Source organism: Georgenia sp. 311, assembly GCF_006151955.1.
GTDB classification, from domain to species: domain Bacteria; phylum Actinomycetota; class Actinomycetes; order Actinomycetales; family Actinomycetaceae; genus Oceanitalea; species Oceanitalea wutianyii.
In genome coordinates this window covers 27,932-38,425 of sequence record NZ_VDFS01000056.1, presented here as the reverse complement: position 1 = coordinate 38,425, position 10,494 = coordinate 27,932, and the positions used below count along the sequence as shown (strand labels likewise).

The window sequence follows — 10,494 nt, the reverse complement described above, 5'->3', positions numbered from 1 at the left end:
GGAGAACTGGTAGAGCCCGTGGTAGAGCCCGTTGGAGCTGACGACCGTCGGGTTGCCGCCGGACTCGCACTGGGCGAGCGCCGCCCGCCAGGTGCTCGAGTCCGTGCTCCTCGACGCCCTCACCACCTCCCCGTGCTACGTCCTCTTCTCCGGCGGCCGTGACTCCTCCGCCCTCCTCGCGCTGGCGACGCACGTCGCGCGCAGGCAGGGTCTGCCGGAGCCGGTCCCGGTCACCGTTCGCCACCCGGGCGTGCCGGAGGCCGACGAGACCTCCTGGCAGGACCTCGTCCTGGGGCACCTGCGCCTGCGCGAGCACGTCGTCCTGGAGTTCCGCGGCGAGCAGCGCCTCCTCGGCGAGGTCGCCACCGCCGCGCTGCTCCGGCACGGGCCGCTGTGGCCCGAGGCCGTCCAGCTGCAGGGAGCCGTCTACCGGCAGCTCGACGTCGGTGCCGTCGTCTCCGGGGAGGGCGGCGACCTGCTCCTCGACGGCCGGCGTGCCGGCGCCCTCCGCGACGCCCTCGCGATGACCCGGCCCCGGCGCCGGCACCTGCGTCGCGGGCTGCGGGCGGCCCGCCCTACCCCCCTGCGCCGTCGTGAGCTGCGCCGGCACCGCTCCGACCTCACCCCGCCGTGGCTACGGCCCCCGGCCGCCGAGGCGTACCTGCGCCAGGTCCTCGCGATGAGCGCCGAGCCGCTGCGGTGGGACGCCGCGACCCGGGCCGGGCTGCGCGCCCGCCCGATGGTCGTGGCCATGGACAACTTCGAGGCCGGCATCGCGGAGTACGGCTCGCGGCCGGTCACCCCGTTCACCGACCTGCGCGTCGCCGACGCCCTCGCCGCGGAGGGCGGGCCCCTCGGACTCGGGGACCGGACGGCGATCTTCCGCCGGCTCTTCCACGACGTCCTGCCCGACCGCGTCCTCGCCCGCCGTTCCAAGGCCTCGTTCAACTCCACCCGCTGGGGGCCGCAGGAGCGGGAGTTCGCCCACGGCTGGGACGGCAGCGGCCTCGACCCGGCGTGGGTCGACCCGGTGGCGCTGCGCGCGGCGTGGCTCGAGGAGGACCCCCACCCGGCGGCCGACTTCCTCCTCCACGTCGCCTGGGCGCACGCCCACGGCGTCCCGGTGTGGCCCGAGGGCTCGTCGTGAGGCCGCTCGGCACGGTCCGCACGCTCCTGCGGCGTCCGCCCCGCGCGTGGTTCCGGGCAGCACAGGCCGCCGCCCTCGCCGGGGTCGTCGAGGTCGGGCTGCGTACCGTGCGACTCCCCCGGCTCACGCGGCTGCTGGGCGTGCGCCTCGTCCTGGACGGAACCGTCGGCCGGGTCGGCGACCTCGGTCTGGTACGGCTGTCCTCCTCCGAGGCGGAGCGCCTCGACGTCACCTGGCGGGTGCTGCGCCACCGGCCGTTCAACGGCACCTGCCTGCGCCGGGCGCTGCTCGGCGCCCACGCGCTGCGCCACCGCGACCACGCGGTCCGCATCGGGGTGCAGAAGGTCGCCGGGGAGGTCAAGGCGCACGCCTGGCTCGAGGTGGACGGGATCGTCATGGACCCGGACGGCATCGAGAGCTTCCGGTCGCTCACGGCGGGGGCACCCGCATGAGGCCCGAACCACCCCAGCGCCTCTACGGCCTCACCGTCGCGGCGGACTTCCCGCTCCACCAGCACCGCCCCGCGCCGGCCGGCGCCCGCGTCGACCTCACCGTGCTCGACGGCGAGCCGCTCGACGGGAACCACGGCACCCCCGCCGGGCAGGTCCTGCTCGACTTCGGGCAGGAGCCCGACCGGTGGTACACCGCGGTGCGCCGCCCCGACGCCTCCGTCCTCCTGCGTGTCCACGGCGTGTGCGACTTCGTCCTCGGCCCGGACCTCGCGGACGTCACCGTGCACCTCGTGCGCGGGACCGACCCCGGCATGCGCGCGATCATGACGACGGGCACGCTCCTCGCCCTGCAGCTCTACCTCCGGGGCAACGCGGTCCTCCACGCGAGCGCCGTCGAGCGCGACGGCACCGCCGTCGCCTTCCTCGGCCACTCCGGGATGGGCAAGAGCACCCTCGCCGCGCTCATGTGCGCCGACGGGGCGCGGGTCGTCAGCGACGACGTCGTCCCGGTCGCGGCGGGCAGCCGTCCCTGCGTGCCGCTCGGGGCCACCGAGCTCCGGCTGCGGCCGGGTGCCGAGGCGGTCACCGAGGCCATGGCGACGGGCAGCTACCGGGTACGCACGAGCGCCGACGACCGGACCGTCGTCGGTCTGCCCTCCCCGCAGACCGAGGACGTGCCCCTGGGCGCCGTGCTCATCCCCCGCCCCAACCGGGAGGGCCGCCTGGAGATGGAGCGGCTGGACCCGAAGTCCGCGGCGTTCGCGATCATGAGCTTCCCGCGGCTCATGGGCTGGCGGGACCCCGCGGTCCTCGGTCAGGTCCTCGCCCACGCCTCCTGGCTCGCCCGGACTGTCCCGGTGCTCGTCGCCCACGTCCCCTGGGGACCCCCGTTCCGGGCGGACGTCGCCGAGACGATCTGGGCCGCCGTCGACCGGACTCCCGCCGCGGGCGCCTGAGTCACTCGCGGGCGGGGGCGTCGAGGTAGGCCGCCGCCTGCAGCCGGAACAGCTCTGCGTACATCCCGTCGCGGGCCATGAGCTCGGTGTGCGAGCCGGACTCCACCACCCGGCCCTCGTCGAGGACGTAGATGACGTCCGCCGAGCGCACCGAGGAGAAGCGGTGGGAGATGAAGACGGCCGTGCGCCCGGCGAGCACGGCGCGCAGCGACTCGTACAGCCTGCTCTCGGCTCGCGGGTCCAGCGCTGCCGTGGGCTCGTCGAGGATCATGAGCTCGGCGTCGCGGTAGAAGGCGCGGGCGATCGCCACGCGCTGCCACTGGCCTCCCGACAGGTCGCGCCCACCCTTGAAGATCCGGGAGAGGACCGTGTCGTAGCCCTGGGGCAGGGCGGTGAGGAAGCCGGCGGCCCCGGAGCGCGCGGCGGCCTCGGCGACGTGCTCGTCGTCGGGCCCGTCGGCGTACCTGCCGAAGGCGATGTTCTCCCGGGCGGTGAAGGCGTAGCGGACGAAGTCCTGGAAGATCACCGCGACCCGCTCGCGCACCGAGACACGGGAGTACTCGCGGGTGTCGCGGCCGTCCCACCGCACGGCCCCGTCCGTGGGGTCGTACAGCCCGGCGAGGATCTTGGCCAGGGTGGTCTTGCCCGAGCCGTTCTCCCCGACGAGCGCGACGACCTGGCCGCGCCTGATCCGCAGGTCGACCCCGCGCAGCGCCTCTGCCTCACTGCCCGGGTAGGTGAACCGCACGTCCTCGACGGAGATCTCCTCGAAGCCCTCCGGCGCGGGGGCACCGGCCTCCTCGTCCCGCGCAACCGTGCCCAGCGCCATGAACTCGTCGACGTCGTGGAGGAAGAGCCCCGCCTCGAAGATCGACTGCGTGCTCCGCAGGAGGGTCTGCACCTGGCCCTGGAGCATCCGGATCGCGACGATCGCGGCGCCGGCCTGCGCGACCGAGACCGCCCCGTCGCCGATGAGCCGCACGAGGACGAGCAGGGTCCCGGTGAGCACGACCGCCGAGCCGAGGTTGCCCACGGTGCTCAGGGTCAGCCGGCGCCGCAGGTGACGGGCGAGGTCGGCGAGGTAGGCCGCGTAGAGCTCGTCGAACCGCGCACGCAACGGCCGCCCGAGGTCGAAGGCCCGGACCTCCTTCGCCTCCTCCCGGGTGGTGAGGAGGTAGCTGAGGTAGGCGCGCCGCCGCTGGTGCGGCGTCTGGTCGACGGTGAAGCCGAACTCCAGACGGCTCTCCCGCCGGTTGGTGAGGATCAGCGGCAGCCCGCCGAGGAGCAGCAGCGGCAGGAGGACCGGATGGATCCCCACGAGGACCGCGCCGACGCCGACCGTGGCGGTCAGTCCCCCGACGATCCCGAGGAGCGCCTGGGTCACCTGGAAGGGCCGGCTCGTGGCCGCCGCCTCGACCCGCTGGAGCCGGTCGTAGAAGGCCGCCGACTCGAAGTAGCGCAGGGACACGTCCGTCGCGGCGTCCAGCACGTCCTGGTAGGTACGGCGCGCCACCGACTCCCCGAGGTACCGGCTGAACCTGCCGCGGACGGCGTCCAGGAGCGTGGCCAGCGCCATGAGCCCGGCGAGGCCGAGCGTGGCGAGGAGGAGCGAGGTCGGCACCCCGTCGCCCGGTCCCAGGGTGAGGACCGCGGAGAGGAACGACTCGACGATGAGCACCTGGCCCGCGAGCACGAGCGCGGCCAGGACCTGCACGACGAGCAGGCCGAGGAAGAGGGACCGTCCGGCGCCCCACACGAGCTGGGTGGAGCGGCGCAGGAGCCGCCACAGCCGTCCCACGGACCGTCGCTGGTGCCGACTCTCGATCTGCAGGTCGAGCGGGTCGAGCGGCTCGCCGGCCTCCTCGCTCACCGCCGGGTCACCGCAGCAGGCCCTTGTCGCGCAGGTCGGTGACGAAGGAGCGGGCGTCCGCCTCGGCGGTCTCACGCGGGATGCCGAACTCCTCGACGAGCGCGTCCGCGAGCTCGTCGAGCGAGCGCTCCTCGGTGAGCAGCCGCGTCAGGGTGGCGCCGGCGACGTTCGTCGTGAGGTAGACGGACCTGGCCGTGTCGAGGACGACGAGCTCGCCGTCGATCTCCTGCCAGGTGATGTCCTCGCTCCGCAGCTGCACGTGCGCTCCCTCGTCCTCGCGGCCCGGCAGTGCGCGGGGCGGCCGCTCGTCAGCCTACTGGCGCCCGCCCTCCCGGGAGGGCGGTTTGCTGCGGGGGCCGACGACGGACGAGGCCCGCCGCCCCGGGTGGGGGCAGCGGGCCTCGTCTGTGTCGGCGCGCCTGGTGAGGGCGCCGTCGCGGACCGGGCACACGGTGGTGGGCCCGGCCCGACGTCACTTGCTCTCGGCGTCCTCGGCGGGGGCCTCGGTGGTCTCCTCGGCGGCGGCCTCCTCGGCCTCCTCGGCCGGCGTCTCCTCGACGACGGTCTCCTCGGTGACCTCGGCCTCGACGGCCGGGGCAGCCGCGGCGCGCGCGGTGGCCTTCTCGGCCTCGCGGACGGTGGCCTGCTTCGGGCTCACCGGCTCCATGACGAGCTCGATGACCGCCATGGGGGCGTTGTCGCCCTTGCGCGGCGCCGTCTTGGTGATCCGGGTGTAGCCACCCTGACGCTCGGCCATCGCCGGGGCGATCTCGGTGAAGAGCTCGTGGACGACGCTCTTGTCCTTGACCGTCGTCATGACCTTGCGGCGGGCGTGCAGGTCACCACGCTTGCCGAGGGTGATGAGCTTCTCCACGACGGGACGCAGGCGCTTGGCGCGGTGCTCCGTCGTCGTGATGGCGCGGTGCTCGAGCAGCGCGGTGGCGAGGTTCGCCAGCATGTGACGCTCGTGGGCGGGGCTGCCACCAAGACGGGGGCCCTTGGGGGGAGTGGGCATGATCTCTCCTGTAGTCGTTCGTTGGTGGCGTCAGTCGCGCGGGTCGCTGAACTCGACGTCGCCCTCGTAGGAGGGCTCGTCCACGGCGTTGATGTCGAAGTCGATCGGGCTGTCCTTGAGGCTCAGGCCGAGGCCGGCGAGCTTCTCGCGGATCTCCGTGATCGACTTCGAGCCGAAGTTGCGGATGTCGAGGAGGTCGGCCTCGCTGCGCGCGACGAGCTCCCCGACGGAGTGGATGCCCTCGCGCTTGAGGCAGTTGTACGAGCGCGACTGCAGCCCGAGCTCCTCGATCGGAAGGGCGAGGTCGGCGGCGAGGGCGGCGTCGGTCGGCGAGGGGCCGATCTCGATGCCCTCGGCCTCGACGTTGAGCTCACGGGCCAGGCCGAAGAGCTCGACGAGGGTCTTGCCGGCGGAGGCGAGGGCGTCCCGCGGGCTGATCGCGCTCTTCGTCTCGACGTCGACGATGAGCTTGTCGAAGTCGGTGCGCTGCTCGACTCGGGTGGCCTCGACCTTGTAGGTCACCTTCAGGACCGGGGAGTAGATCGAGTCGACCGGAACGCGCCCGATCTCGGAGTCGAGGCTCTTGTTCTGAGCGGCGGACACGTAGCCACGCCCGCGCTCGACCGTGAGCTCGACCTCGAGCTTGCCCTTGGAGTTGAGCGTCGCCAGGTGGAGGTCGGGGTTGTGCACCTCGACACCGGCCGGCGGGGTGATGTCACCGGCGGTGACGACACCCGGGCCCTGCTTGCGCAGGTACATGACGACCGGCTCGTCGTGCTCCGAGGAGACGACGATGTTCTTGATGTTGAGGATGATCTCGGTGACATCCTCCTTGACCCCGGGGACGGTCGAGAACTCGTGGAGCACACCGTCGATTCGGATGCTCGTGACCGCAGCACCGGGGATCGAGGAGAGCAGGGTCCGACGCAGGGAGTTGCCGAGGGTATAGCCGAAGCCCGGCTCGAGCGGCTCGAGAGCGAACCGGGAGCGCGTGGGGGAGACGACCTCTTCGGTCAGGGCGGGGCGCTGTGCGATGAGCACGATGTGTTCCTTTCAGCAGGCATCCGCTATATGACGCCGTGCAGGGCACCCGCCGGTCATCGGTCCGACCGGCGGGGTGGAGCGAGAGAGCACCGGCCGCACGCCGCGCGAGGCGGCGTGCGGCGCGGACGACTCAGACGCGGCGACGCTTCGGGGGACGGCAGCCGTTGTGGGCCTGGGGCGTGACGTCCTGGATCGAGCCGACCTCGAGGCCGGCGGCCGTGAGGGAGCGGATCGCGGTCTCACGACCGGAGCCGGGGCCCTTGACGAAGACGTCGACCTTCTTCATGCCGTGCTCCTGGGCGCGGCGCGCCGCGGCCTCGGCAGCCATCTGGGCGGCGAAGGGCGTCGACTTGCGCGAGCCCTTGAAGCCGACCTGGCCGGAGGAGGCCCAGGCGATGACCGCACCGCTCGGGTCGGTGAGGGTGACGATCGTGTTGTTGAACGTGCTCTTGATGTACGCGTGGCCGTGCGTGACGTTCTTGCGCTGGCTGCGACGCGGCTTGCGCGCCGCGGACGAGGCCTGGCGGGTCTTGGGGGGCATGTGGTGCTTCTCTCCTGGTCGTCGGACCGGGGCACGCGGCGCGGGGCGCCGTGTCGTGCGACCGGACTACTTCTTAGCGGGCCTTCTTCTTGCCGGCCACCGTGCGCTTGGGGCCCTTGCGGGTGCGCGCGTTGGTCTTGGTGCGCTGACCGCGGACCGGCAGACCGCGGCGGTGGCGAAGGCCCTGGTAGGACCCGATCTCGACCTTGCGGCGGATGTCGGCCTGGACCTCGCGGCGCAGGTCTCCTTCGACCTTGAAGTTGCCCTCGATGTAGTCACGCAGGGCGACGAGGTCGCTGTCCGTCATGTCCTTGACGCGCAGGTCCGGGCTCACGCCCGTGGCCTCCAGCGCCAGCTTGGCGCGGGTGCGACCGACGCCGTAGATGTAGGTGAGCGCGATCTCGAGCCGCTTTTCGCGGGGGAGGTCGACGCCGACGAGTCGTGCCAACTTGTGCTCCTCATGCTGCTCGGAGGTCCTCCGCACCACCCTCCCGTCCGAGCCGGACGGGCCCCGGCCTCCGAACCGGGGGTTGCACGCTGTGCTGGTGGTACGTCTGGCGGCAGGTCGCCGCCGTCGTCAGGTCAGCCCTGACGCTGCTTGTGCCGAACGTTCGTGCAGATGACCATCACGCGGCCGTGCCGCCGGATGACCTTGCAGTTGTCGCAGATCCTCTTGACGCTGGGCTTGACCTTCATGTCATTCCTCCGCCGCCGTCGACGCACACGTCGGGACGGCGATGCAGTTGTGTCGGGTGATTACTTGTAGCGGTAGACGATGCGACCCCGGGTGAGGTCGTACGGGCTCAGCTCGACGACGACCCGGTCCTCCGGAAGGATCCGGATGTAGTTCTGACGCATCTTGCCCGAGATGTGCGCGAGCACCTTGTGGCCGTTGCTCAGCTCCACCCGGAACATCGCGTTGGGCAGTGCCTCGACGACACTGCCCTCGATCTCGATGACGCCGTCCTTCTTCGCCATGTCCTCCGCTAACTCTTCTCTCCTGCATGGCCACCGCGTCTCGGCGGTGGGGCGCACCCCATGAGCCCCACTCGTCTGCTTCCGGGCAGAGTTGTGGGCAGGCACGCTCGTCCAGCGCTCCATCATACGACATCGGGCACCTGCCCGTGTCCATGACCTCACTCACAGCGCTGCGCCTGCGCCGGGCCACGAGCCTACCCGGACGACAGGTGCGGGCGGGGCCCCGAAGGACCCCGCCCGCGGACGTGCCTGCGCTGCCGCTCCCCGCCCCGGCGCCGATCACAAGCGCCAGGGCGGTCCCACGGACCGGCACGTCCCGTGCGCCCCGCCGGCGGGCGAACCGGCGGGACACGTCTCAGGGGCCGGGCACCCGGCCTGCCACCGTCCGGCGGCGTGCGACGAGCACGGCCGCCCCCAGCCCTGCGACGAGCGCCGCGAGGCCGGCGAGCACCCGGACCTCGGCGCCCGTCGTGGGCAGGTCTGTGGTGCCGCTGGTCCCGCTCGCCGGCGGCTGCGGTGGCAGCACGACAGGGGCGGCCGTCGACTCCTCCGGCGGGTCGGTGGGCATGTCCCCGCCGATCTCGAGGAGGACGTCGAAGGACGCCTCCCGCGGCCCGACGTTCGCCCGGTTGCCCGAGGTCGCGTCGGCCGGCAGTGCGTAGCTCAGCGTGATCGCCAGCTCCTCGCCCTTGGCGAGCTCCTGCTCGAGGATCGCGGTGACACCGTCCGTGCCGAGGTCGGTGAGCGATGCCGAGCCGGTCCCCCACCCGACGACGAGGTCGTCGTAGAAGCTGCCGAGGTCCTCCCCCGTCGCGTGGTGGGTGTCCGGGGTGTCGGGGTCGAGGAGCTCGACGTCGACGATGCTCGCCCGCAGGAGCCCCGCCGTCGGTCCGTCGTTGCGGACCAGCAGCGTGCGGGAGGTGGAGTCCCCGGGGACGGTGACCGGGGTGCCGAGGAAGCTCTCGACGGTCACCCCGGAGTAGGTCCGCCCGTCCCAGGACAGGTGGACGGCCTCGTCGAAGTAGACGTCCGCGTGGGCTGCCGCCCCTGCGCCGCTCAGGACGAGGGTGAGGGCCGCGGTCGTCGCCGCCCGTCGGGCTCGTGTCGTGCTCACGGCTCCTCCCCAGGTCGGAACGTCGTGTAGGTGAGGGTGATCTCGTGGTCGGGCTCGGCGGCCGGGTCGAGGCCGGCCACGAGGACGGCGTTCCACGAGTCCTCGTCGGTGACCTGCCGGCCGTCGGGCGACGTCGCCGTGACCGTGGCGGTGTTCTCGTACTCCCCGGTGACGGGCGGGCCGTCGTAGGCGGCGTACACGCACCAGTACTCGGTGACCGGCGTCGTCGTCGTGGAGTAGGTGGCGGGCACCGGGGTGGAGTCCCACGGCCCGGCGGGGTGGGTGTCGCCGGGGGCCAGGGCGTCGGTGCTGCAGGCAGCGGCCGTGTCGACCCGGAAGACGGCGACGTCCGCGGCTCCCAGGAGGTTGCCGCCCCAGTCCTGCGGGGGCGTGAGCACGTAGTGCAGCCCCTTGTTGCCCTGGCTGACGCTGTCGACCTGGATCGGCACGGCGACCTCCCCGTCGCGGGCGAGCGCCGCCGCGGCCTCGGGACCGACGACGAACGTCGCGGTCCCTGCGGGCGCGGGCGTCGTGGCGCCCGGGGCGCCGACGGCGAAGAGCTCGTACCCGTCGGCGACGGCGCCGGTGACCCGCTCGGAGTCACCCCACAGCGCGAGGGAGACCCCGCCGATACCGACGGCGCCACCGGCGAGGGCGACTGCGGTGACCGCGAGCGTGCGTCGTGCGCGCCGGCTGGTCGTCATGAGGTGAACCCCTCTCCGGAGCGGACCTGGTCGAGGTCCAGCACGATCGCGCCGAGGTCGGTGACCTGGGCGGGGGCGCCCGGACCGAACCGGTCCGCGGTGCCGGGGAAACCGAGCGTCACCTCGAGGGTGAACTCGTCGGCGCGACCGTCGTCGTCGGCGTCGAGCGTGGGCAGCGTCGCGGCGGTCCCGAGCGGGACGTCGGCGACGAGCGCGTCGCCCGCGCCGTCGCGCACCGTGTAGGTCGCGGTGGCTCCGGCCGGCAGCTGGGGGCCCTGCTCCCACGCCACGCTCAGCCGGCCGAGCATGTTGTCGCCGGTGAGGTCGGTGGTGAAGCGCTGGTGCGCGGCGAGCGTGTCGCCGGGGCGCACGAGGAAGGCGGCCGGGTCGATGGTGCGCGGGGCGCCCGCGACGTCCGGCGAGGTCTCCTGCCACACGGTCGGGTCGAGGAGCTCGAGGTCGAGGTCCCCGGCGACGATCGTGCCGAGCGGGGTGGCGGCGTCTGCGGACCAGAGGGCGGCGGTGCCGCCGGCCCCGGCGACACCGGCGAGGAAGGCCGCGGCGAGGACCAGGGGTCCGGCGCCGCGCCGGCGTCGGCGTCTGCGAGGTGGGGGGTTCATGATTCTCCCTTGGTGATCTGTCCTGCGCCGCGTCGGCGGCCGGCAAGAGAGTC

14 protein-coding genes and 1 pseudogene are annotated in these 10,494 nt (G+C 73.1%); 3 read left to right on the top strand and 12 right to left on the bottom strand.

The annotated features are described in order from the left end of the window. Nucleotides 1-108, bottom strand: a pseudogene (locus tag FHE66_RS12000) (transglycosylase family protein); the annotation flags it as partial. On the opposite strand from FHE66_RS12000, the gene FHE66_RS11995 reads away from it, so the two are divergent. Genes FHE66_RS11995 through FHE66_RS11985 form a run of 3 tightly spaced genes read left to right on the top strand, consistent with a single transcriptional unit; the run spans nt 92 to nt 2,555 of the window. Next, on the top strand, nt 92-1,147 hold the full coding sequence (locus FHE66_RS11995; protein ID WP_369692764.1) for an asparagine synthase-related protein: 1,056 nt from the start codon (nt 92-94) through the stop codon (nt 1,145-1,147). The pseudogene FHE66_RS12000 and the gene FHE66_RS11995 sit on opposite strands and share 17 nt — an antisense overlap. After that, the gene (locus FHE66_RS11990; protein WP_176554759.1) at nt 1,144-1,599 is read left to right on the top strand and encodes a lasso peptide biosynthesis B2 protein; all 456 of its coding nucleotides are present in this window, start codon (nt 1,144-1,146) and stop codon (nt 1,597-1,599) included. Before FHE66_RS11995 ends, FHE66_RS11990 begins: the two co-directional genes overlap by 4 nt. After that, the gene (locus tag FHE66_RS11985) at nt 1,596-2,555 is read left to right on the top strand and encodes a hypothetical protein (RefSeq protein ID WP_139073192.1); all 960 of its coding nucleotides are present in this window, start codon (nt 1,596-1,598) and stop codon (nt 2,553-2,555) included. The genes FHE66_RS11990 and FHE66_RS11985 overlap by 4 nt, the downstream gene beginning before the upstream one ends. A gap of 1 nt (nt 2,556) precedes the next feature. Here FHE66_RS11985 and FHE66_RS11980 read toward each other — a convergent pair whose 3' ends face one another. The 11 genes from FHE66_RS11980 to FHE66_RS11930 form a co-directional block, all read right to left on the bottom strand. Then, entirely contained in the window at nt 2,557-4,425 is a 1,869-nt protein-coding gene (locus FHE66_RS11980; RefSeq protein WP_255303721.1) for an ABC transporter ATP-binding protein, read from the bottom strand. A gap of 7 nt (nt 4,426-4,432) precedes the next feature. After that, complete coding sequence (locus tag FHE66_RS11975; RefSeq protein WP_139073191.1) at nt 4,433-4,684, bottom strand: PqqD family protein; 252 nt, start codon at nt 4,682-4,684, stop codon at nt 4,433-4,435. A gap of 213 nt (nt 4,685-4,897) precedes the next feature. Beyond that, nucleotides 4,898-5,440, bottom strand: a complete 543-nt coding sequence (rplQ, locus tag FHE66_RS11970; RefSeq protein WP_139073190.1) for a 50S ribosomal protein L17 — start codon at nt 5,438-5,440, stop codon at nt 4,898-4,900. A 30-nt stretch (nt 5,441-5,470) separates the two neighbouring features. Continuing rightward, nucleotides 5,471-6,481, bottom strand: coding sequence for a DNA-directed RNA polymerase subunit alpha (locus FHE66_RS11965; RefSeq protein ID WP_139073189.1), 1,011 nt, complete (start codon nt 6,479-6,481; stop codon nt 5,471-5,473). A 133-nt stretch (nt 6,482-6,614) separates the two neighbouring features. After that, a complete protein-coding gene (gene rpsK / locus FHE66_RS11960; RefSeq protein ID WP_139073188.1) occupies nt 6,615-7,025 on the bottom strand; it encodes a 30S ribosomal protein S11 in 411 nt (136 codons plus the stop codon). A gap of 73 nt (nt 7,026-7,098) precedes the next feature. Beyond that, the gene (gene rpsM / locus FHE66_RS11955) at nt 7,099-7,473 is read right to left on the bottom strand and encodes a 30S ribosomal protein S13 (protein WP_139073187.1); all 375 of its coding nucleotides are present in this window, start codon (nt 7,471-7,473) and stop codon (nt 7,099-7,101) included. A gap of 134 nt (nt 7,474-7,607) precedes the next feature. Then, nucleotides 7,608-7,721, bottom strand: coding sequence for a 50S ribosomal protein L36 (gene rpmJ / locus FHE66_RS11950; RefSeq protein ID WP_139073186.1), 114 nt, complete (start codon nt 7,719-7,721; stop codon nt 7,608-7,610). A gap of 60 nt (nt 7,722-7,781) precedes the next feature. After that, nucleotides 7,782-8,003: a translation initiation factor IF-1 gene (infA, locus tag FHE66_RS11945; RefSeq protein ID WP_110851913.1), complete on the bottom strand. Its 222-nt coding sequence runs from the start codon at nt 8,001-8,003 to the stop codon at nt 7,782-7,784. A 355-nt stretch (nt 8,004-8,358) separates the two neighbouring features. Then, a complete protein-coding gene (locus tag FHE66_RS11940; protein ID WP_139073185.1) occupies nt 8,359-9,117 on the bottom strand; it encodes a hypothetical protein in 759 nt (252 codons plus the stop codon). After that, nucleotides 9,114-9,821 (bottom strand): hypothetical protein, encoded by a 708-nt coding sequence (locus tag FHE66_RS11935; RefSeq protein ID WP_139073184.1) that lies wholly within the window; start codon nt 9,819-9,821, stop codon nt 9,114-9,116. The genes FHE66_RS11940 and FHE66_RS11935 overlap by 4 nt, the downstream gene beginning before the upstream one ends. Further along, complete coding sequence (locus tag FHE66_RS11930) at nt 9,818-10,441, bottom strand: alternate-type signal peptide domain-containing protein (protein WP_139073183.1); 624 nt, start codon at nt 10,439-10,441, stop codon at nt 9,818-9,820. The genes FHE66_RS11935 and FHE66_RS11930 overlap by 4 nt, the downstream gene beginning before the upstream one ends. Nucleotides 10,442-10,494 lie beyond the last annotated feature (53 nt).

Coding starts and splice junctions, on each gene's coding strand:
- infA (WP_110851913.1), bottom strand. CDS start 8,003: ATGGCGAAGAAGGACGGCGTCATCGAGATCGAGGGCAGTGTCGTCGAG.
- rpmJ (WP_139073186.1), bottom strand. CDS start 7,721: ATGAAGGTCAAGCCCAGCGTCAAGAGGATCTGCGACAACTGCAAGGTC.
- FHE66_RS11935 (WP_139073184.1), bottom strand. CDS start 9,821: ATGACGACCAGCCGGCGCGCACGACGCACGCTCGCGGTCACCGCAGTC.
- FHE66_RS11930 (WP_139073183.1), bottom strand. CDS start 10,441: ATGAACCCCCCACCTCGCAGACGCCGACGCCGGCGCGGCGCCGGACCC.
- FHE66_RS11985 (WP_139073192.1), top strand. CDS start 1,596: ATGAGGCCCGAACCACCCCAGCGCCTCTACGGCCTCACCGTCGCGGCG.
- rplQ (WP_139073190.1), bottom strand. CDS start 5,440: ATGCCCACTCCCCCCAAGGGCCCCCGTCTTGGTGGCAGCCCCGCCCAC.
- rpsK (WP_139073188.1), bottom strand. CDS start 7,025: ATGCCCCCCAAGACCCGCCAGGCCTCGTCCGCGGCGCGCAAGCCGCGT.